20 protein-coding genes are annotated in these 25,006 nt (G+C 58.7%); 8 read left to right on the forward strand and 12 right to left on the reverse strand.

The window, feature by feature from the left end; translation table 11 throughout:
- Positions 1-48: 48 nt before the first annotated feature.
- From ACA055_RS27725 to ACA055_RS27735, 3 genes are read left to right on the forward strand one after another with little or no spacing between them, the layout of a single operon-like run.
- Positions 49-534 carry an Hcp family type VI secretion system effector gene (locus ACA055_RS27725; protein WP_497681440.1) on the forward strand — a complete coding sequence of 162 codons (486 nt, stop codon included), beginning with the start codon at positions 49-51 and terminating at the stop codon, positions 532-534.
- Positions 531-1,994 carry a hypothetical protein gene (locus tag ACA055_RS27730; protein ID WP_497681441.1) on the forward strand — a complete coding sequence of 488 codons (1,464 nt, stop codon included), beginning with the start codon at positions 531-533 and terminating at the stop codon, positions 1,992-1,994. Before ACA055_RS27725 ends, ACA055_RS27730 begins: the two co-directional genes overlap by 4 nt.
- Positions 1,991-2,377, forward strand: a complete 387-nt coding sequence (locus tag ACA055_RS27735) for a hypothetical protein (protein ID WP_497681442.1) — start codon at positions 1,991-1,993, stop codon at positions 2,375-2,377. The genes ACA055_RS27730 and ACA055_RS27735 overlap by 4 nt, the downstream gene beginning before the upstream one ends.
- A gap of 65 nt (positions 2,378-2,442) precedes the next feature.
- On the opposite strand, the gene gbcB is transcribed toward ACA055_RS27735, so the two are convergent.
- Positions 2,443-3,543, reverse strand: coding sequence for a glycine betaine monooxygenase reductase subunit (gene gbcB / locus ACA055_RS27740; RefSeq protein ID WP_497681443.1), 1,101 nt, complete (start codon positions 3,541-3,543; stop codon positions 2,443-2,445).
- Positions 3,544-3,983: 440 nt separating this feature from the next.
- On the opposite strand from gbcB, the gene gbca reads away from it, so the two are divergent.
- Positions 3,984-5,279 (forward strand): glycine betaine monooxygenase oxygenase subunit, encoded by a 1,296-nt coding sequence (gene gbca / locus ACA055_RS27745; protein ID WP_497681444.1) that lies wholly within the window; start codon positions 3,984-3,986, stop codon positions 5,277-5,279.
- 128 nt (positions 5,280-5,407) lie between these two features.
- Here the strand turns inward: gbca and ACA055_RS27750 are convergent, their stop codons facing one another.
- The 11 genes from ACA055_RS27750 to ACA055_RS27800 all read right to left on the reverse strand — a co-directional run bounded on the left by ACA055_RS27750 (position 5,408) and on the right by ACA055_RS27800 (position 23,073).
- Complete coding sequence (locus ACA055_RS27750) at positions 5,408-6,652, reverse strand: metallophosphoesterase family protein (protein ID WP_497681445.1); 1,245 nt, start codon at positions 6,650-6,652, stop codon at positions 5,408-5,410.
- A gap of 27 nt (positions 6,653-6,679) precedes the next feature.
- The gene (locus ACA055_RS27755; RefSeq protein WP_497681446.1) at positions 6,680-8,548 is read right to left on the reverse strand and encodes a c-type cytochrome; all 1,869 of its coding nucleotides are present in this window, start codon (positions 8,546-8,548) and stop codon (positions 6,680-6,682) included.
- Between the two features lie 171 nt (positions 8,549-8,719).
- On the reverse strand, positions 8,720-12,172 hold the full coding sequence (locus tag ACA055_RS27760) for an alpha/beta fold hydrolase (protein WP_497681447.1): 3,453 nt from the start codon (positions 12,170-12,172) through the stop codon (positions 8,720-8,722).
- 995 nt (positions 12,173-13,167) lie between these two features.
- Entirely contained in the window at positions 13,168-14,418 is a 1,251-nt protein-coding gene (locus tag ACA055_RS27765) for a retropepsin-like aspartic protease (RefSeq protein WP_497681448.1), read from the reverse strand.
- A gap of 188 nt (positions 14,419-14,606) precedes the next feature.
- On the reverse strand, positions 14,607-15,173 hold the full coding sequence (locus ACA055_RS27770) for a GNAT family N-acetyltransferase (RefSeq protein WP_497681449.1): 567 nt from the start codon (positions 15,171-15,173) through the stop codon (positions 14,607-14,609).
- A gap of 109 nt (positions 15,174-15,282) precedes the next feature.
- Positions 15,283-16,053, reverse strand: a complete 771-nt coding sequence (gene etfB, locus ACA055_RS27775; protein ID WP_497681450.1) for an electron transfer flavoprotein subunit beta — start codon at positions 16,051-16,053, stop codon at positions 15,283-15,285.
- A 15-nt stretch (positions 16,054-16,068) separates the two neighbouring features.
- On the reverse strand, positions 16,069-17,289 hold the full coding sequence (gene etfA, locus ACA055_RS27780; protein WP_497681451.1) for an electron transfer flavoprotein subunit alpha: 1,221 nt from the start codon (positions 17,287-17,289) through the stop codon (positions 16,069-16,071).
- Positions 17,289-19,238 carry a dimethylglycine demethylation protein DgcB gene (gene dgcB / locus ACA055_RS27785; RefSeq protein WP_497681452.1) on the reverse strand — a complete coding sequence of 650 codons (1,950 nt, stop codon included), beginning with the start codon at positions 19,236-19,238 and terminating at the stop codon, positions 17,289-17,291. Before dgcB ends, etfA begins: the two co-directional genes overlap by 1 nt.
- Before the next feature lie 171 nt (positions 19,239-19,409).
- Positions 19,410-21,470 carry a dimethylglycine demethylation protein DgcA gene (gene dgcA, locus ACA055_RS27790; RefSeq protein ID WP_497681453.1) on the reverse strand — a complete coding sequence of 687 codons (2,061 nt, stop codon included), beginning with the start codon at positions 21,468-21,470 and terminating at the stop codon, positions 19,410-19,412.
- A gap of 15 nt (positions 21,471-21,485) precedes the next feature.
- Entirely contained in the window at positions 21,486-22,016 is a 531-nt protein-coding gene (locus ACA055_RS27795; RefSeq protein WP_008033249.1) for a DUF5943 domain-containing protein, read from the reverse strand.
- Positions 22,017-22,095: 79 nt separating this feature from the next.
- Positions 22,096-23,073, reverse strand: coding sequence for a dipeptidase (locus tag ACA055_RS27800; RefSeq protein WP_008033250.1), 978 nt, complete (start codon positions 23,071-23,073; stop codon positions 22,096-22,098).
- A gap of 248 nt (positions 23,074-23,321) precedes the next feature.
- Between ACA055_RS27800 and ACA055_RS27805 the strand changes: the two genes are divergently transcribed.
- From ACA055_RS27805 to ACA055_RS27820, 4 genes are all read left to right on the forward strand, one after another.
- The gene (locus ACA055_RS27805; RefSeq protein WP_497681454.1) at positions 23,322-23,723 is read left to right on the forward strand and encodes a lysozyme inhibitor LprI family protein; all 402 of its coding nucleotides are present in this window, start codon (positions 23,322-23,324) and stop codon (positions 23,721-23,723) included.
- 215 nt (positions 23,724-23,938) lie between these two features.
- Positions 23,939-24,193, forward strand: coding sequence for a type II toxin-antitoxin system RelE family toxin (locus ACA055_RS27810; RefSeq protein ID WP_497681455.1), 255 nt, complete (start codon positions 23,939-23,941; stop codon positions 24,191-24,193).
- Positions 24,177-24,500, forward strand: a complete 324-nt coding sequence (locus ACA055_RS27815; protein ID WP_497681456.1) for a helix-turn-helix domain-containing protein — start codon at positions 24,177-24,179, stop codon at positions 24,498-24,500. Before ACA055_RS27810 ends, ACA055_RS27815 begins: the two co-directional genes overlap by 17 nt.
- A 32-nt stretch (positions 24,501-24,532) precedes the next feature.
- Complete coding sequence (locus ACA055_RS27820; RefSeq protein ID WP_497681457.1) at positions 24,533-24,949, forward strand: DUF3010 family protein; 417 nt, start codon at positions 24,533-24,535, stop codon at positions 24,947-24,949.
- The last annotated feature ends 57 nt before the right edge of the window (positions 24,950-25,006 follow it).

Here is a 25,006-nt window from a genome sequence, read left to right on the forward strand (position 1 = left end):
TCCTCGTCCTAGACTGCCGAATCCTATTTCAAACAAGGAATGGCAGCGATGGCGAATCCCGGCTACATGACGATCACTGGCAAGACTCAAGGCCTGATTTCAGCGGGTTGCTCGACCCCGGAGTCGGTTGGCAACAAGTATCAGGCGGCGCACACCGATGAAATCATGGTGCTAGCCTACAGCCACAACCTGACCAACGATGGCAACCTCGGCAAGCCCACCCACTTTCCGGTCATCGTCACCAAAAGTGTCGACAAATCCTCGCCTCTGCTGACCCAGGCACTCGCAAACAGAGAAGAGCTCGACTGCACGATCAGTTTCTATCGCACATCCGCCATGGGACTGCAGGAAAAGTACTTCACCGTCTCCCTCGACGGGGCCGTTGTCGCCAATCTGACGCAAGATGTACCCCACGTGATTCTGCAAAACGACGCAGAGCCTCAGGAGTTGCTGGCATTGCGATATCGGGGCATCAGCTGGGTTCACCACACGGCCGGCACCACCGGGTACGCCTCGTGGGGCGAAGAGGGGTGACGCTTGAGCGCCACGACCTGTGGGACGTCCAAAGCACCGCCGCCAAACTGATCGGGCATGCCCACTCGATCAGCGCCCGTCACCTGGCTTTCGGCTCGGCCCGCGTGCGTTTCAACCAGCAGGCCGCCGATTACGCCAAGCGCATCGTCGATGAAGTCACCTCGGGTCGGAAGACCCCGGAACAAGGGATACGGGCGCTGGTTCAGGAACAGCACAACCTTTTGAACCAGTCCCGGCTCTTGATGCTGAAAAAGCACGGCGCGATCCCCGAATCGGCCAAGCAGACGCCACTGTCGATGCTCACGCAAGCGGCGCTGCAACCCGACCCGGAGCGCCTGTTACGGGCGGTGCATGCGCAGAATCTCAAAGCCCTGAACACCCACTTCAAAAACACGACTGACGCCCCTCGTCCAGCGTCCCGCGTTCCCGGCTTTTTCCCTCAGGAACGCTGGCCACTGGAGGTTCCAGCACCCCAGGAGCCCGGGTTCTACATCGTGCCCAAGAGCGTCACCGGCGAGAAACTCCAGGCTCAGTTGTTCGCGTCCGCCAATCCGGCCGTCATTGCCAAATTCAAAAGTTTGAATCAGAAGCTGGATCTGGTGAAAGCCGGATCGATGATTGTCCTGAGCGACCCGGACAATCAGCAATGTACTTATGAAGAATCGCTGCTGATGCAAACCGCTCAAATCGTCAGCACTGCGCTGGAGCCGTTGACGGTGGAGGAAGCGGATTTTATGGCGCAGCACTATGAGGTCATCAAGAAAACACTTGAACGTGGCTCTAAAGTGATTGGTGTCAGCACTGCCATGGCAGCCAATCATCTGGACGGCGTTAAATCCATTCTGCGTGACATTGAGGCCCTGCACACCCGCACTTTCAATGGAGGAATGAGCACGCAATCATTCCTCAGCGAACGTAAAAAGTTGCTGGCCGATCTTGATGTGCAACTCAATGTACTGACGAAGAAGACCATCGGTTTCCCCGATCACCCAAACCTGAAAACGGCTCTGGGCATCGATATGCGTCATCTGGTGCACCGCTGGAGAAAAGCCGGGGCGCTTGGCCAGATTCCCGGCTATGCCACCCACTTCAAAGGCATCACCAAAGCATCGCAATACGTCAAATATGGAGGCTGGATCGGCACTGCTGTGGGAGGTGGCGCATCTGCCATGAAGGTTCAGGATGTTTGCAGGAATGGAAGTTCCGAGGCATGTGAAAAGGTGAAGTACACCGAAACCGCAAGCTTCTTCGGTGGGGTTGCCGGCGGAGCATTTGCTGGCTCTGTCTTGGGTGCAGGCACTGCCACCACAATTTGCGTAGCAGTTGGTGTATCGACCGCTGGAATCGGTACTTTGCTATGCGGTGCCCTTGTTGCGGGAGCAGGGTCTTTCGCGGGTGAATATATTGGTGAAAAAAGTGGCGAGCACGCCGCAGAGTGGATCTACGAGAGAATCAAATGAGCCTTAGCATTGCAAAAGATATATTGATGATTACTGTCACCATTAGCTTCGCGGGACTCATAATAGTTAATGCAGTTTCGCTATACATCGCAAAAACAAAAATAGAAATTATATTAAACAGCCTTCAAAACAGCTCCATCGCCTCATCCCTGCTGATGCTATGGCACGGAGGTTTTTGGGGGCGAATATATATGATGGGAGAAGTTTTCGGCATTCTCAAAAGTCCCGCAATCTACATTTATCAAGGAAAGTTAAGTGCAAAAGATATCAAGAATTTCCCTCCCAACCTAAAACGCACACTACTTACACTACATAAATATCAGAAGATTTTCGGCTTTATATTCATGGGCTTTGGCTTACTCGCCACATTCGAACTGATTTAAAAACAACTATTGATCCCCATTCGATCTCCCCTGTGGGGAGATCGGCCAATGCCTACAAACTGCTCTCAAAACTCGATGCGCACATCCCCCTTCGGCACGCTGCAGCACGAAAGAATGAACCCTTCCGCTTCGTCTTCCTCGGTGATCCCGCCGTTGTGGTCCATCTCGACCTCGCCACCCAGTTTCATCACCTTGCACGTGCCGCAGATCCCCATCCCGCAAGCCTTCGGAATCAACAGACCGAGCTTGGCCGCTGCCGCATGGACGGTTTCACCAGGCGCCACACGAATGCTCTTGCCGGACGCAGTGAATTCCACCTGGTGCAGGTCCGCGACGTCGATATCCGGTGCGTCTGCTGCGATTTCGGCTTGCTCGACCGCATCGGCACGAGCTTCCGGCGGCGTGGCACCGAACGATTCCTCGTGATAACGCGACATGTCGAAGCCGACCGCTTCGAGCATTCGCTTGACCGCGTTCATATACGGCGTCGGGCCGCAGCAGAACACTTCGCGCTCCATGAAGTCCGGGGACATCAGTTCGAGCATCTTGTGGTTCAGGTAACCGCGATAACCGGCCCACGGTTCGCCCAGACCATGCTTCTCGCAGATCAGGTGCAGGCTGAAGTTATCGATCCGCGACGCCATGTGTTCCAGCTCGCGGTGGTAAATGATGTCTTTGGGCGAACGGGCGCTGTGGATAAACACCATGTCGACGTTGCCGTTGGTGTCGTAGAACCAGCGTGCCATGGACATGACCGGCGTGATGCCGACACCACCGCTGAGGTAGAGCACCTTCGGCGCGGTGAAGTCCATGGCGTTGAACAGCCCGACCGGCCCGTGCACCGCCAGCTCCTGGCCTTCGTGCAGGGTGTCGTGGAGCCAGTTGGACACCTTGCCCCCCGGCACGCGCTTGATCGTCACCGAGAAGCTGTACGGCACCGACGGCGAGCTGGAAATGGTGTAGGAGCGCATGATCGGCACGCCTTCGATTTCCAGCTCCAGGGTGACAAACTGCCCCGGCTTGAAGAAGAACAGGATCGGCTGGTCGGCCATAAAGCAGAAGGTGCGCACATCCCAGGTTTCCTGGATGACTTTGACGCAACGGACGATGTGTCGACCATTGGCCCAGGTCTGGGTGGTTACCGGATTCAGGAAGCTGTTGGACATGCTGTTCTCCACCGCCGATGCTCGGCCTTATGTTGGCGATTCTGCGTATAGCGCGAGCCACCCATTTACCTATCTGCGACATTCACATACTTATCGCGACCAGCCCCCAACTACCGGGGGTTGCGCGTCGGGAACAGATTGGGCCATGTCGCCCATGGATAAGGTTCTGGCGTGCGCCGGCCCCACACTCGCTCCATACCAAGACACATTCTTTACACCTTGCGTAGCAAACCGGTGGCCGGTGTAGCGGGGTTGGGTGGAGCAGGTTCGGATGCGTGAAGTTCTGAGCCAAGGCGCCGCGACGACTCATAGCTAGCTATGGGGAGGAGCGGCAACGCAGGATCAGGACTTCATGCGCCGGACCTGCCCGCCCAACCCCGCTACACCGGCCACATAGCCACTTTCGCCGGCCACACAGAATGGCCTTGAGGATCAAATCGATGGACGTCACCGCAAAAATCAGCCTGGGCGATCCGCTGGAACCCGCACGCAAGGCCACTGCGCAGATGCTGCAAGAGCGCGAACGCACGTTCTCGCTGCCGCAGCCGTTTTACTCTGACGAGCGGCTGTTTGATATCGACATGCAGGAAATCTTCCAGAAAGAGTGGTTGATCGCCGGCATGACCTGCGAGATCCCGACCAAGGGCAATTACCTGACCCTGCAAATCGGCAAGAACCCAATCATCGTGATTCGCGGTGCCGAAGGCGTCGTGCATGCGTTCCACAACGTCTGCCGCCACCGCGGTTCGCGCCTGTGCACCAGTGAAAAGGGCAAGGTGGCCAAGCTGGTCTGCCACTACCACCAGTGGACGTACGAGCTGGACGGTCGCCTGCTGTTCGCTGGCACTGAAATGGGCGCCGACTTCGACATGAAGCAGTACGGCCTCAAACCGGTGAACGTGAAGACCGCTGGCGGCTACATCTTTATCAGCCTGGCGGAGAACCCGCCGGCCATCGATGACTTCCTGTCGACGCTCAACCATTACATGGAACCGTACGACATGGAGAACACCAAGGTGGCGATCCAGACCACCTTGTTCGAAAAAGCCAACTGGAAACTGGTGCTGGAAAACAACCGCGAGTGCTACCACTGCAACGCGTCGCACCCGGAACTGCTGAAAACCCTGTTGGAGTGGGACGACGTCACCGACCCGCGTGCCGACCAGGCCTTCAAGGACCACGTTGCTGCCTCGGCCGCTGCCTGGGAAGCCGAGAAGATCCCTTACGCTCACGCCAGCTTCGGTCTGCGTAACCGCATCGTGCGCATGCCGCTGCTCAAGGGCACCGTATCGATGACCCTGGACGGTAAACAGGGCTGCGCCAAACTCATGGGCCGCATCAAGAACCCGGACCTGGGCTCGATGCGCATCCTGCACCTGCCGCACTCCTGGAACCACTGCATGGGCGACCACATCATCGTGTTCACCGTGTGGCCGATCAGCGCCCAGGAAACCATGGTCACCACCAAGTGGATCGTCCACAAGGACGCGGTCGAAGGTGTGGACTACGACGTGGAGCGCATGCGCCAGGTCTGGGACGCCACCAACGACCAGGACCGTCGCCTGGCCGAAGAGAACCAGCGCGGCATCAACTCCACGGCTTACCAGCCTGGGCCTTATTCCAAGACCTATGAGTTTGGTGTGGTGAACTTCGTGGACTGGTACAGCGAGCGTCTGCTGAACAACCTGGGGGCAGAGCCTGCGCCTTACCTCAAGGGTGTGCCGGTTCAAGGTTAATCAAGATCAAAAGCTTCGCGAGCAAGCCCGCTCCCACAGTGGATCGGTGGAGTACACAAGTTTTGTGAACGACACCGGTCAAATGTGGGAGCGGGCTTGCTCGCGAAAGCGGTCTGACATTCACCCGATTAAGTGGAGGCCCACCGCACCGACCCATCCTCACCAATAAACGTCTCCTCAATGTTCTCCCCCACCAGCCGCACCTTCACATAACCATTCAACACCCGGTCCGGGTACGCCTCATCCCGCGCATTTTCAGTTTCCGACCACAACACCCGCGAATGCCCGTCCAGTTCACTGGCGTTGCCATACGGAATCGCCCCATGCCCGGCGCAGCGCGCATGCAAGCCACCCTGAGCGGCATAGCAGATGCCATTGTGCAAATGCCCCCAGTACCAATAATCCGGCTCACGGCCCAAGGCATCACACACTGTTTGATACAGCGCCGTCTTGTTGTGCCCGGAGATATCAAAACCCTGATGGTGACTGAGCACCATGATCTTCTTGCGCTGGGGCAGGTCTTTCATCCAGGCAATCTGCTCCTTGTTCAGCGTGCCATCCATGTACAAATTGATCGCATTAGAGGCATAGGCGCTGTCGAGCCCGACCACCAGCCAGTCGTCGTTGTACAACGCGAAATAACTGGTGCCCTGCTGCGCCGGGAAGCGCTTGGCCAGTTCCTTGAAGTAACCATGGGCGCCGCTGTACATCTCGTGATTGGAATTGAGCGTGAACGAGCCGTGCTTGCCCATGGGCCAGCCGACCATGTCGACGTCTTCCTGGGAATGGGTGCCGGCGTAATAAACGTCTCCCAGGTGAATGGTGAAATCGGCCTGGGCCAGTTGCATCTGATTGGCCACCGATACCGCCGGGGCATGGCTGTCGAACGGTCCGGTGCCCCAGTCGCCGGCAATCGCCAGGGTCACGTCGCTGTCCATCTTCATCAGCGCCGGGTTAGTGGCGAACGGTGCATGGTGGCGCAGGTTCTCGATCCACTTGAGCAGCGCCTCGCTCCACAGCAAATCCAGCAACTCCCACTTGCGACAACCCAGCAAACTACCGTCCTTGAGCACCCGGGTTTGCAGCTCGTCCACCGACTGCGGCAAGGGAGTCGCGTTGCCGATGTGCAGGATCGACAAACCGTGGGACAACTCCCACGGCACGCTCGGCTGATCGTCCGGCAGATCGCCGTGTTTGAGCACGTACTGCGCCTGATCGTGGCCGCGTTGCAGCAATGCGACGATGGCCTCGAACTCTTCGGGCTCGAGCTCGCTGATGAGCTTTTTCCAGGACATCTCCAGCCGCGTGAACAATCCGTGCAGCCGGACCTTGACCTTGTCGTACTCATGTTCCCAATGAGCGACTAATGACATGTTGGCATTCCTCCATCCGTAGTGGGATTACAGGGTTTTCATGAACTCGATGAGCGCCCGTTTATCGACGTCCGACAGCTGCGTGCCATACAGATGGCCGCTGTTGTGGTTGCCCTCAAGGCGCGTGTCGTATTTGAAATCCGCCGAGGCTTTCATCTGCGCGCCGCTGGTGACGAAGCCGACCTTGTCCTGGTCGTACACATCGGAGCCGGTGTAGAACACCGATGGCCGCTGTTCCGGTGGCTGCAGCAAATCCCACAGGGTCGGCACCGAACCGTTGTGCAGGTACGGCGCCCGCAGCCAGACGCCGTCGGTCGGCGTGTTGCTGTAGCTCTGGGTCTTGCGGTAAGCATTGAAGTCGAACGGTGGTTTCTTGAAGGTGTGGAAGGCTTCCACCAGCCCCGTGGTGAACGAGTTCAGGCGATGGGGATCGGTGCCCAGTTCGTCGATGTTGGTGGTCACCTGGCCGGTGTCCGTGCGGCCGAAGTCATGGCAGCCGGCGCAGTTCTGATCCCAGACCGGCTTGCCTTGGGCGACCTTGGACTGATCCAGCGCGAACGGCCAGGTGGGCGGCTTGGTGCCCAGCAGCCAGTTGGTCACACGGTTGAAGCTTTCGGGCAACACCGATTCCGGCGTCGCGCCCACGGCCATGGCCGCTGCGTAGTTGCGCTCATGGATGTCGTTGTTGTTGCCGTCCCAGTGCAGGTACAGCGACTCCCGGGGTTTCTGGTTCCAGACTTGCGGCAGGTCGACGGTGCCGATGGTCGAATCATCCGGGAAACCGAACACCACCATTTTCGTCGGGTTGAACGTGTCGGTACGCCCCGGTCCCTGTTGCGGGCGCAGCTTCTGCCAGGCGTAGGCCTGTTTCTGTTTGAGCAGCGCGCTCTTGGCCATCGGGATGATCAAATAGCGGTTGTACAGCCGCTCGAAAAACCCGAGCTGAAACTTGCCATTGATAGCGGTCATCACCGCCTCGGCGGTGAATTTCGGATCGCTGGCGCAATCGTAGGCAAACCACTGGAAGGCCTGTAGTTGCAGGGTATTGGCCGGCGCAGTGGCTACCGGGGTCGCGACGTCGCTGGCATTGGCCCGGTAGGAACCGGTGTGGCACAAGGCGCAGTTCGGCTCCACGGTCGGGTAGCCGATTTGGCGCTTGGCCATGCCGATGGGCAGGTCCTTGCCGTTTTCATAGAGGAAACCGAAGACTTCGTAGCCACCAGGTTTGGGCAGTTTCTCCGGGCACATCTGCGGCAGTACGGCGAACAGGTAGTAAGGAATCCGCGCTTCGATGCCCAAACCGATGGCGGCGTATTTGTAGTGGTCTTCGTCGGAGGCGTACTTCTCGGCCGGCACGGCCCGCAGCATCTGGTACCAGGTTTCGTAGCCGATAAACCCCAGCGCCAGCACCACGATCAGCGTGCCAACCTTGAAGCTGTGCCGTTGCCAGCGCAGCGCCCAGCCCGCGCGCCATTCTCGCCAGCCATCGCAGAGCAACGCCAACGGCCGATTGGCCGGCGTGCTGCCCAGATAGAGCAGAATCCCGAGGATCAGGAACATGCTCAGATCGCCCATCAGCATCGGCACGAACACCTGGGCCTGACTGCTGGTGTTGATCAGGTAGATCCAGAACACCACCGCGATCAGCCGCGACAGCACGCACAACCAGGAGTGCACGACGAACCGGGGAGCGTTGAAGCCCGACGGCATGTAGAACACGCTGATGCCCACCAGCAGCATGCCGGCGTTTTCCAGCCAGGGATCGGAGAGTTGCGGCGGCATCCCGAGCATCGAGGTCAGCAGCGCCGGAGCGAAAAGCGCCGGGATCGCGAAGACCATGTTCATCACGATGCCTAGCCAGATGAAGCGTTGAAACCAGCGGATGTAACTGTCCATATCATCCTTTTCCTTCTATCCCTGAACACCGCAGATAGTTGAGCGCGCACGACCCTGTGGGAGCGGGCTTGCTCGCGAAAGCGGTGTGTCAGTCAACGGTGATGTTGTTGCTGATGGCCCCTTCGCGAGCAAGTCGGATAGCCGCACCGCCGCTCCCACTGGTGAGATGTGCTAACCGAGGGCAGTTTTCTCCAGGTGCTGCAGGATGATCGGGTACACATCGACCACCGCGTCCTTGCCGAACATGCAGTCGATATGGCCGTAACCCGGCACTACATGCCGGCTATAGCGGTCCGGCCCATGGACCTTGCACACGCGCTCATAGGTCTTGAGCGTGCTTTCCGGCAGGTAGCACTGGTTGTCCGCGCCGCTGATAAAGCAGATCGGCATGGTCAGCCGGTCGAAGTGCGGCATGTAGACGTCCTCGCCCTTGAAGTCCACCAGATGCCCTTTGCGCACGATCAGCGCCAGGTGCTCGAAGGTGTGCATGTTCGACTCGCCGAACAGCTCGTGCAGGTTGTCGTGCAGGGTTTCGTTGAGAGTGTCGTGGCGGTACAGCGACGCGTACATGAAGGTGATGCGGTGGCACACCGGGTTGGTGCAGTAGCCCTGAGCCTCGATGCGGGCGTAGCCGTTGAGGGCTTTGTCGTAGAGTTTGTTGAACCAGTTCTCCTTGTTGTCGGCATATGCGGTGAGGGATTTGATACCGATGGCGTCGAGCATCCCCGGCAGGTGCAGACCGGCCTTGAGCCCGGTCGCCGTAGCGACAACCGTATCCGCCGCAATCTGCGAGCAGACCACCGAACGCACGCCCTGCAACCCGGCCAGCAGCGACATGAAGAAAGTCGTCGCGCCGTAGCAATGCACCACGCATTGCACATCCGGCGCCTGAGTCGCTTGCCGGATCTGCTCGATGGCGGCCTTGAAGTCGTACTGGGCGATCTGGTCGCCATTCCATTCCTTCTTGCTCGCGGGCAACAAAATGCTCACCCGCAAATCCAGCAGCCAGACGTCGTACTCGTGCTTGCACAGGTACTCCAGCAGATTGGTCTGGATGGTGTCGGTGGAGAAAATGTTCGAACCCACGCCCAACCCATGAACCAGCATCACCGGCCCTTTGTTGCCGCCCTGATAACGGGTCAGGCGCAGTTCGACGTTGTCTTCGGTCTGGAAGAAATGCACCACCGGCGACGGCGCATCCAGTGGTCGTTTCAGCCGCGGCGGTGCATCGGGGTTGAAGTAAATGTCGCCAGCGAAAACGCCGCCATAGCTCTCCCAGAGAATCCCGGCGAAGAATTTGCCGAACCGTGCCAGGCCGTCGATGCGTTCGCGCTCGTTGCGGGCGTTGAGCACTTTCATGGTGGTCATTTGCTTGGCGAAGTCAGTCGGATGGATGTGCATCACCCCGGTGCCGATGACCTCGCCGGTCTTGTCCGGCCCGCGATAGAGCGTCACGTACAGCGTGCTGGTGTCGTGCCAGATGTTCAGCACGCCGTTGTCTTCGGGCACGGTTTTGAAGGCACTGAAGTAATAGTCGTTGCCGTCCTCGGCGGTCAGTTTCATGTCGTACTTCATGTGCCGCACGCCGACCTGTTCCTGGTACTGCTCGAACAGGTTGAACACGCCATTGCTGGCAGTCAGCGGCTGCGGTGAAAGGCTCGGTGCGTTGACCGTGCCGACCAGAGTGGCGGCATGTTCCGGTTCCTTGATCATGCGGTTCAGGTCGTTGGCGGTGATGGTCAAGGTGAAGTCGATGGGCGAGTTGTCCGACTCGCCCCGCTTGGCCGCTGCTTCGTAGACCTTCAGGTCAGTGCTCTGGGCCGCCGTGAAGGCCCGTGAGAAGTAGCCTTTCATGGTTTCGGTGAACTGCACGCCAAGGGTCGGCGGCGCCACCTGTTTGCGCGGTGCCGAGGGCAGCGTGTAGTCGATCTGCCAACCGCGATCGGCGGCCAGCAGGCCCATGTTGCGCTCACTCACGGCGGAGATGGTCAGTAGCGGATTCACCGCTAAAGAGGTCGGAATCACCGCCCCGTCCGTCACGTACAAACTGGCATACACGTCGGTCCCGTTGGCGCCGCTGAACACCTGTCCCTTGTGGTTGACCACGCCCTGCACTGCGTCCTCACCCATGACGCATCCGCCCAACGGATGAACGGAAACGATGCTGTGCTTGAGCAGCTTGGTCCAGATCGGGTTCTCGACCCAGATTCCGCCTAGCGCCTTGGTGCTCTGGTGCAGCCGCTCGTTGCCGATCTTCACGTTTTCCTGCTCGCCGACGCCCGGCCAGTCGATGCGCAGCTGATCCTTGCTGTCCAGTACCATCCGGCCTTTGCCGTCGTCGTGGCTCATGATCAGGTACGTCTGCATGTTGTGCAGCGCGCCGTAATACGGGCCACGGAGGAAACTTTCGACTTCGCGTTCCTTGTACTTCAACTTGCCGGTAAAACTGTCATCGGTGGGTTTGCCGATCATCTCGGCGAACCCGGCCATGCTCGGCACCATCGGCCGGCCGAGGGCGCCGGGGATCGAACCTTCTTCGATGACCATGCGACTGCGCCAGTCGCCTTCGGTGCGCATGTCGATGACCGAAGTGATGCATGGGCCAACCGGGTGCAGCTCCTTGGCCGGATGGGCGCCGAAACCGATGCCATTGATCGGTTGTTCGCAGTTGTGGCCGAAACCGAGGATGTCGCCATTACCGCTCATGTTTTCCCCGAGCTGGCCGGACATCGACAGGCCTTTGTCCCGGGAGCGCAGGAGGATTTCGGTAGAGCCCAGGGTGCCAGCGGAGACGACCACGATGTCGGCTTTGACGAACAGCGTCGGCGCAGAAAACTTCTCGCGACCGCTGTCCAGGTACTGGAAATGCACGATCCAGCCATCGCCGTCGCGTTCCAGATGTCGCACTTCGGCCTGGCAGAAAATCTCCGCGCCGTGATTCCAGGCGTCCGGCAGGTAGTTCATCAGCGTGGTGTTCTTGGCCTTGTTGTTACAGCCCGACACGCAGTCGCCGCAGTGATTGCAAGGCAGTTGCTCAACACCCACGTGGTTGAGGTTGTTCGGCAGTTTGTCGAAGGTCACGTTGATCGGCGGCTTGTAGAAGTGCGCGCCTTGCTTGAGGTAATCCGCCGACTTCTTGTTGGCTTCGAGTTTCGGCAACACGGGCGAAGTGCTTGGGTACGGCGTGGGCTTGAGCATTTCCCGGGCCCGGGCGTAACCGTCCTTGAGCAAGGTGTCGCGATGTTCGCGCACCGCCAATGGCCAGCGCGGGTCGTCGAATACTCCGGGCTCCGGTTCAAGGGCGACGTTGGCGTTGATCAGCGAGGTGCCGCCCAGGCCGCAACCGACCACCACGTTTTGCTGGGCGTTGACGTGCAGGTCGAACAACCCCGTGCGCGAGCCGATGTGGCCGTCCGGGTCATGCACCTGCAACTCTTCGGTGGCCGCCAACATCGTGTTGGGGTACTCGCCGGGCTGCATCTCCCGCCCGCGCTCCAGCAAGCACACCCGCTTTCCGGCGCGAGACAGGCGCGATGCCGCAATCCCGCCGCCGTAACCCGAGCCTATGACGATGACGTCGTAATGTTCCTTGATGTCGCTGATGGGCGTTGCGATCCGTGTCATGGGACTTTTCCTCTATCAGGCAGATAGGGCAACTCTGCGGTTGCCTGCAATCGATGGGCGAACGAACACCTGGCCACTGAGTGAACTCAGCGGCAGCAAGCGGGTGTCATTGGAAAAGTTCAGGCGCTATAGACGAGCGCGCTGATTGGCGGCGTGCCGGTGAATGCGTTTGCGCAACAAAGCAGCGGGTGTAGGCACGCAGGTTGCGCAGCGAAAGGGGGGCGAACGATGTGGCTGGCTATCCATCACGCGTTCTCCCTGAACCAGATGTGGATAAGTGACGGCTGTCCTTGTGCCCTGTGAGTGAAGACAGCTGATAGTTCTAAGTCAAGGCGTGGACTTAGAACTGTATGAAATCTGATCTATTCCATTCAGGCCTATGCTGCACGTGGCTTGCAGGGTTTAGCGAACAAGTTATCCACACCTCCACCCACAGTTATTGGGGACAAGTGTGGATTTTGTGGAAATTTTCTCCACAGAAAGCGAAGAAAATCCGTGACTTATCCAGAAGCAGGGTTTTGAGATGCGATTGGGTGTTTTTTGATCAGGTCCTTGCAGATCACGGTTTACGTGGCCTGTAGAGGATGGCGAACACCTTATCCACAGAAGCGCCAACAGACTTTGGGGGCAACTTCGGTGGATCTGTGGAAAACTGCTGAATGCCGCGATAAATCTGGCGTAACGTATGATCTGACGGGTTAAAGCGGTGTTTTGATCATTTTTTGATCATTAGCCTGATAGCCGCGTTTTGTATGGCCTGCAGAGGACAGCGAACAACTTATCCACAGAAGCGCCAACAGAGATTGGGGGCAACTATTGGCTCAGCTGAGAAGTTATCCTCTGGAAAAAGCTCGGAAAATCTGTACGTTAGCCTGGTTGTTTTTTGTACGAAGGCTTGCAGGGCTTGATTTGTCTGGGGTGCAGCGAGGAACGAACACGTTATCCACAGAAGCACCAACAGGGATTGTGGGTAAACGCGTCAGCGCTTGGGATAACTAGATCTTGTTGAAGCAAGACCGACCTGAATCGACATCCAGACTCAACTCAAAATCATCGAATGCACGCCACCCAAGCAAAATTGAAGGCACGTACTGCCCAGACAACAAAGAAGGGGGAATCGTGTAGCCCGGGTAGTATTTATATCTGATTGCCATGGTATTGCCGGGCAAACCCAATATACCTTTAAACGTTTGATAGCGCTGCTTATCGGCGGCGTGAGTGGATGAGTTACCGGGGACCAGAGCCCTTGCAACATTGATCTGACCTCCGGGCCAGGCCGACGTCAGGTAATCAACGTTTCCCGTATCAATAATCGCCATCGTCGCCCTACGGTCAAGCCGTGCAGGGACAGTCAATCTTTGATTGATATCCATACGCGCGTAAACAATCGGCGAGTCACATCGCACGGCAGGTTCGGCATTCAGCTCGAGCGTTTTTTTAGATATTTTCAGAGGTCCCAACTTACTGATCAGATCAAGCCCTAATAGATTCTCTCGATTACTGACAAGGACCAGAACGTTATTGAACTCGCTGTTGCCTATTTTTATAGATCGAATCATCCAGAGTTTTACGGGCAGATCTTTCTCACCATAAAAAGTGTTGTAGCGATAGTGAGAATCGACCAGCAACCTGCCCCCCATCCGCCTCGCGGTTTTGTAGTTGATCCGGGTTTGAGGTGCGCCAGTGTCCAGAATAAAACGTGACGTAAAACCGGTCGCTGCGCTGACATCGACGTAGGGTAACCCCTGCTCGGAAAGGTAATAGTCACTGCCATAAGGATGAATCGTGAGCACTTCGCGTCGATTCGTCCTGTTCACCGAAAAATCAGCGGTCGACCGCAGGATCGACAGGGACTCGCTGCCGAACATGGAAAATAATGTCTTGAGTTCTGGACTGTTCTCGATTGCCTGAGCATGACGACGCTTGATCGCCAAATAGTAGTCGGGAAGCTGGTTGGCGGCTTTGGCTTCGAACATCCGGGTAAAAACGGACACTGAACAGTTCAGGCTTTTTTTAGCGTCCAACACCTTGTCACATTGCTGCCTCATTTGTGCCAGAGATGCGTTCTGCCCCTGCTCAGACGCTATCCACTTATAAAAATCCTGATCTTGTTGTTCTGGGTTATTTAACCTGGCATTGGCAATCAAATGCGGCAATATAAAAACAACAAATACAAGAAGCGCCAGAGATGACTTTAAACTCACTTCCAAGATAGGACATGTCTCACGCTGCCTTAAAACTTTCATGTTCAGCCCATTCATAAAAACGAGTTTTATGATTTAGCGCTGAACGCTGAAAGCTCCGTGAAACAGTGCTGCACCCTTGGACAGCGCATAGAAAAACTGTAGCTCACTGATGGGTATGGTGTGGAGCGAGGTTATCTACCGGATGTGGATAACCTCATTTGGAATAGCCTGCCGGGCAGGATCAGCCCCTAAGGCCGATACATCAGATAAGCCTCACCCGTGACCCGAATCATCGGATGGGGCGTGATCTGGCAGGTATCGACGATACGAAAGCCATGTCGTTCATAAAACCGGCGAGCGCCGGTGTTCACGGCGTAGTCGATCAGGCTCAAACCGTTGAGCCCTAGCTGGTTGGCGCGGTCGTAGGCATAGGCAAGGAATTGCTTGCCCAGGCCCTGGTTCCGCCAACCCTCATGCAGCGCCAGGCTGGAAATATAGAGGGTGTCGGGGATTTCCATTTTCGAGTACGGCGCCAACACCGGGTCGGTCGTCGGCTCTGCCAGCGGATCATGACGCATCACGTAGCTGTGCATCATGCCGATGACTTGGCCGTCCGACTCTGCGATGAGGCAGTTCTGGTAAGAAAAATCCACGTCGTCACGGGCGTAACGAATAGCGCCCACGTCCAATAGATCCTGACCGGGTTCCGCCAGTCGGCTCCAAATGTAATCCGCACCGCCCTCTGACGAAATCTGGAACAGACGAGCAATCTCCCGCGCATCCGAGCGCAGGGCCGAACGAAATTCAACTGCCATTTACCAGGCTCCACAGACATTGAGCGTCCGTTTTACACGGACAATTCAGGCGCGCCAACGCGCCGGGAGGACGGTTATTTAACGGGTTGTTGCCGCCTGAAATTTAACGCTAACGAACCACGCCTTCTTCAATCAGCAACTTGAGAATCGCCTCGGCCCCAGCCTCGGCACTCACCCCTTTCAGCACCTGCCCGCCCCCACCACTGGCCTTGGCCGTCGCGGCTTTCATCCGGTCGGCGCCGCTCTTGGCCTTGATCACCTTCAGGCGTTTTGGCCGTGGCTTGGCTGGTTGCAGTGTCGCGATCGCCAACAGTTCATCGTCGATGACTTCGACTTCATCCGCCTGGAGTACACCACGCCGTGCCGGACCGTAAGCGCTCTGCCGAGGTTTCGGCGCAGCGTTATCCACAGTCGCCAGAAACGGTAAACGCACTTTCAAGCGACGACGCTGACCGCGGGGCAAGGCTTGCAGCACCAACGCGGAACTGCCGTCGATGGATTCGACCTGGGCCAACCCCACCACCAGCGGCCAGCCGAGGCTTTCCGCCAGCAGGAACGGCAACATGCCCGAGCCTTCACCGGTTTCCGCCTGGCTGCCGGTCAACACGACCTGCGCCCCGGCGTCACGCAAATAGGCGGTCAATGCCGGCAGCGCGTCGGCGCCGTCCGGTTGTTCCAAGACGTGCAACTGTTCCAGGCCCATGCCGAGATAAGCGCGCAACGCAGGTTCCGCGACGTCGCCGGCATGCAGTACTTGCAGGTTATCCCCAGCCAGTTGCAGACCCAGTTCCACCGCCCGCGCATCTTGCTCCGCGCGACGTGGTCGGCCGGAAGTCGGGTGGGCGCCGATGGACACCAGGCTGATGATTTTCGTGCTCATAACCCTTTCCTTCCCTTAAGCCGCATCGCGCTTGGCGTCGTTGCGGTAAGCCGCAACCGCATCGATCAAGGCTTGAAGAATCTCGGCGCTCTCGCCGATCACCGACAGGTCGGCCCGTTTGATCATGTCGCAGCCAGGATCGAGGTTGATCGCCACCACCTTGTCGCAGGCACCAATGCCTTGCAGGTGCTGGATCGCCCCGGAAATTCCCACCGCCACATAAACGCGCGCGGTGACCCAGGTGCCGGACGCGCCGACCTGACGGTCCCGCGCCATGAAGCCATCGTCCACTGCCACTCGAGATGCACCTTCGGTCGCACCGAGGGCTTCGGCGGTCCTGTGGAAAAGTTCCCAATCCTTGACCCCGTTGCCGCCGGAGAAGATGAACTCGGCTTCGGCCATCGGAATGGCTGCCGGGTCTACCGCCACCGCGCCCAGATCTTCGATCCGCGACAGGCTGCGGGCAACGGCTGTGGATAACTCCACCGGCAATGCTTCGTGACGGGTTTCGCTGACCGGCTCAGCGCACTCGGCGGCGGCCAGAATCAGCCGTGCAACCGGGCGCGCGAGGTCCTGCAAACCAGCGCCGGCGCGGCCGATGCACTCCTGATCCTTGACTTGCCAGACCCGCGTGGCCGGGCGTTCGCCCAGGGCCGCGGCGAAGCGTCGACCGAGTTCGCCACCACCGCTGCGACTGTCCGGCAACAGCCAGTGACGCGGGCTGAACTGGTTATCCACAGCCCGCAGGCCCTGGACCCGTTGTTCCGGTGCATAACCGCTGAATTCCTCGCCCTCGAGCACCAGCAAGCGGTCGACGCCAGCGGTCGCAAAGGCACTTTCTTTATGTTCACCAAACACCACGGCCAACACCGCGCCGTCCTTGCCGGCCAGTTGATGCGCCAGACCGAGCAAGTCGCGGTCGTGGCTGCTCAAGCGGCCGCCGACCATGTCCGGCACCACGCTGATGTAAAACGCAGGTGCAGGCACTTGATGCAGCGGCAGTTGCACTTCAACGGCAGCCGAGCGCTTGCTTGCCCCGCCTTGTTGAGCGCCGCTGCGGTCAATCCGCTTGATGCCGTTGGGACCGATAAAACCGATGCCATGGGGATTCTTGCGGATGATCCCGTTAGGCCCCATCCAGCTGTGTTGCGCCGGCTGCATGGCCGCGTGCAACGGGTGCAGGCGGTTGCGGGCGATCCATTCGGCGCGTGGATCGCGGCGGATAATGTCGCTCATCAGTGGGCCTCCGCAGGTTCACGTTGGGCGGGCACGGTCGGCTTGCTTGGGGCTGCGTCTTCGAGCAGTGCATCGGCCACCAGTTCGGCGATGTCCTTGATCAACGGACGCGGCTCGACCACGCCTTCGAGCATCGCGGTGCACTGTGGACAACCCACCGCCACCAGCTCGGCGCCGGTTTCGCGGATGTCTTCCATGCGCATGTCGGGGATTCGTTGCTTGCCCGGAATGTCGGTGATCGGTGCTCCGCCACCACCGCCGCAGCAACGTGAGCGGAAACCGGAGCGTTGCATTTCCTTGATCTCGATGCCCAGGGCGCGAAGCACTTCTCGCGGCGCCTCGTACTCGCCGTTGTAGCGGCCGAGGTAGCACGGGTCGTGATAGGTCACGCTGGTGCCTTTGTGCTGGCCGAGGTTCAGGGCGCCAGCACCGATGATTTCCGCCATGTAGGTGCTGTGGTGCTGCACGAGGTAGTTGCCGTCGAAGGCGCCGTACTCGTTTTTCAACACGTGGAAACTGTGTGGATCGCAGGTAACGATGCGGTTGAAGCTGTACTTGGCCAGGGTCTGGATATTGCGTTTGGCCAACAGTTGGAAGGTTGCTTCATCTCCCAGACGTCGGGCCACGTCACCGCTGTCACGCTCTTCGAGACCCAGCACTGCGAAGTCGACCTTGGCTGCTTTCAGCACTTTGACGAACGCACGCAGGGTGCGCTGGTTGCGCATGTCGAACGCACCGTCGCCGACCCAGAACAGCACGTCGACCGATTTCTTCTCGCTGAGCAGATTCAGGTTCAAGTCCGCCGCCCAGTTCATCCGCCCGCCCGGTGCGAAGCCTCCAGGGTTATCGGTGGCGATCAGGTTTTCCAGGACTTCGGCGCCCTTGTTCGGGGTCGCGCCTTTTTCCAGGGTCAGATGGCGACGCATGTCGACGATGGCATCGACGTGCTCGATCATCATCGGGCATTCCTCGACGCAGGCGCGGCAAGTGGTGCACGACCACAGGGTTTCGGCGTCTACCAGACCGTTGACGATCGGTTGGTGCGGATTACCGGCGTGCTCGCCGATTGGCTTGCCAGGATACGGGCTGCCGGCAAACTTGGCGTCGGTCCCACCAGCGAGGCCAACGACCATGTCCTGAATCAGTTTTTTCGGGTTCAGCGGCTGACCGGCGGCGAAAGCCGGGCATGCGGCTTCGCACTTGCCGCACTGCACGCAAGCGTCGAAGCCGAGCAGTTGGTTCCAGGTGAAATCCTTGGGTTTTTCCACGCCCAGCGGCGCGTTTGGATCGTTGAGGTCCAGCGGTTTCAAACCGGTGGAGCGACCGCCACCAAAACGTTCGGCACGACGGTGCCAGGCCAGGTGCAGGGCACCGGCGAAGGCGTGCTTCATCGGCCCGCCCCAGGTCATCCCGAAGAACATTTCGCTGACGCCCCACAGCACGCCAAGCCCCAACAGTGCGGCCAACAGCCAGCCACCGAAGTCCGCCGGCAGAATCCCGGCCACGGGCAAGGTCACCAGGAAGAAGCTGACAGAGAACGCCATCAGGCTTTTCGGCAGGCGCATCCACGGGCCTTTCGACAGCCGTGCCGGCGGGTTGCGCCGACGCAGGTAGACGAAGATCGCGCCGCAGAACATCAGCACCGAAGCGAACAGCAAGGCGTAGCCGAGGATGCGGTTATGCAGGCCGAAACCGTGCACCAGAATCGCCAGCACTGCCGCCAGCACAAAGCCGCCGGCCGTGGCGACGTGGGTGTTGGCGATGTATTTGTCCCGGGCTACCACGTGGTGCAAGTCGACCATGTAGCGCTTGGGCATGGCGAACAGGCCGCCGATCAGGTCGACCTTGGACGCACGGCCCCGGCGCCACATTGCCACCCGCCGCAACGCGCCCAGGACAGCCAGGCCCAGGGCAGCGAACAACAGGATTGGAAGAAGGGTGTTCAACATGGTGGAGCTCCCAAAGACCGCAGGGTCTTGCAGGCCAAACTACCTGGATGCCTTGCTCGATTCCTGTGGGAGCGGGCTTGCCCGCGAAGAGGGAGTGTCAGTCGACATTGATGTTGCCTGACACGCCGCTTTCGCGAGCAAGCCCGCTCCCACAGGGTTATCCACAAGCTCTTAGAAATCCTTGCACAACCGCAGGGCGTCGTAGATCGCCGCGTGGGTGTTGCGTTGCGCTACGCAGTCGCCGATGCGGAACAGCAAGTAGCCGTCGCCCGCCTGGCTCAGCGAAGGTTGCGGCTGAATTGCGAACAAGGCTTCGATGTCCATCTGGCCTTTGTTGCGCGAGCCTTCCTTCAAGGCGTAGTAGATTTCTTCGTCCGGACGTACGCCGTTTTCGACAACGACCTGGTCCACCACCCGCTCCTCTTTGGCGCCGGTGTATTCGTTTTCCAGCACCGCCACCAGCTTGTCGCCTTCGCGGTAGACCTTCTCCAGCATCATGTCCCCGGTCATGATGACTTCTTTGGGGTACATGCTGCGGTAGTAAGTCGGGAACGATGTGCCGCCAATCGCCACGCCCGGCTTGATGTCGTCGGTGACGATCTCGACCTGGCTGCCTTTGTCGGCCAGGAAGTCTGCCGCCGACATCCCGGTGAATTCGCAAATGGTGTCGTAGACCAGCACGTTCTTGCCCGGTGCCACCTTGCCGTCGAGGATGTCCCAGCTGCTGACCACCAGGCCTTCAGCCGCGCCCCAGTGCTCGTTCTGTTCCAGGAACGGATGACCGCCGACGGCGAGCACCACCACGTCCGGGCGCAGGTCAAGAATGGTCGCCGCATCCGCCGCCACGCCCAGGCGCAGGTCGACTTTCAAACGCGCCAGTTCCAGTTGGAACCAGCGGGTGATGCCGGCGATCTGGTCCCGCTGCGGGGCTTTCGAAGCGGTAGTGATCTGCCCGCCGATGAATTCTTTTTTCTCGAACAGGGTGACGTCGTGGCCACGTTCGGCCGACACGCGAGCGGCTTCCATCCCGGCAGGACCGGCACCGACCACCACGACTTTGCGTTTCACACCGGTCGACTTCTCGATGATGTGCGGCACGCCCATGTATTCACGGGAGGTAGCGGCGTTCTGGATGCACAGGACGTCCAGACCTTGATACTGACGGTCGATGCAATAGTTGGCGCCGACGCACTGTTTGATCTGGTCGACCTGGCCCATCTTGATCTTGGCGATCAGGTGCGGGTCGGCGATGTGGGCGCGGGTCATGCCGACCATGTCCACGTAGCCGCCTTCCAGAATACGGGTTGCCTGGTTCGGGTCCTTGATGTTCTGCGCGTGCAGTATCGGGGCCTTGACCACTTCTTTGATACCGGCAGCCAAGTGCAGGAATGGCTCCGGTGGATAACTCATGTTGGGGATAACGTTGGCCAGGGTGTTGTGGGTGTCGCAACCCGAACCCACCACGCCGATGAAGTCGATCATGCCGGTGTCGTCGTAGTACTTGGCGATCTGCTTCATGTCCTCGTGAGACAAGCCGTCCGGGTGGAACTCGTCACCGCACAGGCGGATGCCGACGCAGAAATCCGGGCCCACTTCGGCCCGCACAGCCTTGATCACTTCCAAGCCGAAACGCATGCGATTTTCGAAGCTGCCGCCCCATTCGTCGGTACGCTTGTTGACCCGCGGGCTCCAGAACTGGTCAATCATGTGCTGGTGCACGGCGGACAGTTCGACGCCATCCAGGCCACCGGCCTTGGCCCGCGCGGCTGCGCTGGCGTAGTTGCCGATCACCCGCCAGATTTCTTCCGGCTCGATGGTTTTGCAGGTCGCGCGGTGCACCGGCTCACGGATGCCCGATGGCGACAGCAGGGTTGGCCAATGTTCGCCGTCCCAGCGGGAACGACGGCCCATGTGGGTAATCTGGATCATGATCTTGGCGCCATGCTTGTGCATGGCGTCGGCCAGGTTCTGGAAGTGCGGAATGATCCGATCGTCGGCCAGGTTGACCGACTTCCACCAGCCTTGCGGGCTGTCGATGGCCACGCTGGAGGAACCGCCGCAAATCGCCAGGCCGATCCCGCCCTTGGCTTTCTCTTCGTAATACTTGACGTACCGGTCGGTGGTCATGCCGCCGTCGGTCGCGTAGACCTCGGCGTGCGCGGTGCTGAGCACGCGGTTGCGGATGGTCAGTTTGCCGATCTGGATCGGCTGGAACATTGCTTCGAAAGCCATGGCGGGTTCCTCGACTTACAACGGCTTGACGGTGAACAAACCGTCGTCGTGGCCTTCTTCGGAGCCACCGTAAACCTGTTCGGCAACGGTGCGGATCTTGCTGCCGCGGGCCTGCAGAATCTGGTCCATGGCACCGGCAAACCAGCCCGTGAACATGTAGTCGACCTTACGCCCGACCTTGCCGTACACGTAAACGAACGCCGAGTGTTCGAGCTTGACGCTGGCGGTGCCTTTGTCGAGGTCGATGTCCTGAATCTTGAACAGGCCCCAGCCGCGCTGCGACAGGCGCTTCATGTAGTGTTCGAACACCGCGACGCCTTCCAGGCCGTGGCATTCAGCTTCTTTTTCACACCAGTGCCAGGCGGATTTGTAGCCGGCCTTGTAGAGGATCTCGGCGTAGGCGTCGGCGCCCAGCACTTCCTCGATGCCCATGTGGTTGTTGACGAAGAAGTGACGCGGTACGTACAGCATCGGCAGGGCGTCGGAGGTCCAGACACCGGTTTCGCTGTCGACTTCAATTGGCAATTGCGGGGCGATCTTGGCCATGGAAACTTAACTCCAGAAAATTTTTGGTGTAGCCCCAGGCAGCGGACGGCCGGGGGAAAGGATTCTTAGGTGCGGCGGCTTATTCGCCCCAGACGTCTTTCAAGACGTTGACCCAGTTCTCGCCCATGATCTTGCGCACCACACGCTCGGAATGGCCGCGCTTGAGCAGGGTTTCGGTCAGGTTCGGGAACTCGCCGACGGTGCGGATGCCCAGCGGGTTGATGATCTTGCCGAAGCTGGTCAGACGGCGGGCGTAGCCCTTGTCGTGGGTCAGGTATTCGAAGAAATCCTGGCCATGGCCCTGGGTGAAGTCGGTGCCGATGCCGATGGCGTCTTCGCCGACGATGTTCATGGTGTATTCGATGGCTTCGGCGTAGTCGTCGATGGTCGAATCGATGCCCTTGGCCAGGAACGGCGCGAACATGGTCACGCCGACGAAACCACCGTGGTCGGCAATGAACTTCAGCTCTTCATCGGATTTGTTGCGTGGGTGAATTTTCAGACCCGACGGCAGGCAATGGGAGTAGCACACCGGCTTCTTGGATTCGAGGATGACTTCTTCGGAAGTCTTGGAGCCGACGTGGGACAGGTCGCACATGACGCCGACGCGGTTCATCTCGGCGACGATTTCGCGACCGAAGCCCGACAGGCCGCCGTCACGCTCGTAGCAACCGGTACCCACCAGATTCTGGGTGTTGTAGCACATCTGCACGATACCGACGCCCAGTTGCTTGAAGACCTCGACATAGCCGATCTGGTCTTCGAATGCGTGAGCATTCTGGAAACCGAAGAGGATGCCGGTCTTGCCCTGCTCCTTGGCTTTGCGGATATCGGCGGTGGTGCGCACCGGAATCACCAGGTCGCTGTTCTCGCGGATCAGTTTCTGACTGGCGGCGATGTTGTTGACGGTGGCCTGGAAGCCCTCCCACACCGACACGGTGCAGTTGGCTGCGGTCAGACCGCCCTTGCGCATGTCTTCAAACAGCTCGCGGTTCCACTTGGCAATAATCAGCCCGTCGATAACGATGCTGTCTGCGTGCAATTCGGCTGGGCTCATCAGGCTGTCCCCTATTAGCGATTCATGCGCCGAATCGTGTGCCGGCGCTTTGGGGCCAGCATATGCCTGAGGACCGGGGCAGCCGGGTGCAAAAACGACAGGGGGTTTGCCGAAAGCGTCAATCCGCGACAAAGGGTCGTCGCCGGGCGTGATCAGCTATCTGTTCAAGGGCCTGCGCATGGGCCAGAATTCGGCGCATCACTGGATGTTTCACTGGATGCTTTACGGGAATAAGGGGTGGTGACGCGATGAAATTGATTTTCCTGGTTTTGGCACTGATAGCGACCGGCGTACAGGCGGCTGAAGAGTCCGACATCAACCCCTGCGACGCGGTCGAAAACGAGGTCCAGACCCTGGAATGCTCGGCCTACGGCAGAACCACCGCCGAAGATCTGCTGAGCGAAAACTACAAAAGCCTGACCGAGCGCATGCAAACGCTCTACGGCAAGACCCCGGCACAGCTGACCGACATCACCGCCAAGCTCAAGGCATCGCAACAACAATGGCTGAAGACCCGGGATGCGGATTGCACGGTTGAAGCGTTTCCGGCGACCAGCGGTAGCAAGGCATTCACCATTGCGCAGAATGATTGCGTGGCGCGGATGAGTGATGAGCGGTCGGAGTTTTTGGAGTCGATTGGGCAGGAGTAAGCATTGATCCCCCGTTGGAAGCTGGTACGGCTGCCAGCTTTCAGCCCTCTAAAAACCCTCTTTCCTACACGCTAGGCTTATCAGGACTACATCCCATTTGAGCCCCCCCCAGTAGACCCTATTGGTCAGGCAACATGCCGACATGCTTCGTTTATTGGCCGCCAGAAAAATATAAGTAAAGATTCGCAAATCTTATAAAAGACTTATATTCTTCCATGAACAGTATCCACTGGACTCGAAAGGCCGTTAAGCAGCTTCTGAAATTGCATTCCGCTCACCAGATTCAGGTTCGTGATGCCGTCACGATGCTGGCTGGCATGCCTGATGCAAACAATGTCAAAGCACTGGTTGGTCATGACTACGCCTATCGACTGCGGGTGGGTAACTATCGGGTCATGTTCGACTGGGACGGCGCAATCAAAGTGATCAGTATTCAAGAGGTTAAAAAACGCGATGAACGCACCTACTGACGTTCAAATCATCAATGACGCAGATGGAAACCCTGCATTCGTGGTCATTCCCTATGCGCAATACGTCGCGCAGAAGATAGAACTCCATCTGATTCCTCACGAGGTGGTCAGTCGCATCGTCGACGGCGCGACGCCTGTTCGCGCCTGGCGTGAACACTTGAACCTTACCCAGGATGAAGTGGCCAAACGCATGGGTATCTCCCAACCGGCCTTCGCCCAACAAGAGACCGTTGCCAAGCCTCGCAAAGCCACCCGCGAAAAAATTGCCGCAGCTTTTGGCATCAACGCGAATCAGCTTGAGCTGTAAGCTGCACGCCACCATCAGGGAAAGGGATTCAAATGAAAATCTGCGGCATCGAAATCAAAGGCAGCGAAGCGATCATCGCCGTGGCCTCCCTCGACGATCAGGTGCTGAGCCACGTCGCCCTGGCCACCAAGAAAATCGCCCTCGACGATGACGACGAAGCGGCGAACGTCAAAGTGTTTGCCGCTCAGGTGGCATCGTTTGTGCGCGAGAATTCCGTCGACCGGATCGCGATCAAAAAGCGCAGCAAGAAAGGCGAATTTGCTGGTGGGCCGACCACGTTCAAGATCGAGGGCGTTTTCCAGTTGCTGGAAAATTGCGAGGTCACGCTACTGTCGCCACAAACCATCAATGCTCAGAACAAGAAGTTCGATTTTGAGCTGCCGGGTACGTTGAACAAGTATCAGCATGAAGCTTACAAGGCAGCGTGTTCTGCCTTGATGAAGAAGTAGAAGAGCAAGCATATCTAGTGTGGGAGCGGGCTTGCTCGCGAATGCGGTGTGTCAGTC

Source organism: Pseudomonas sp. LBUM1657 (assembly GCF_059716075.1).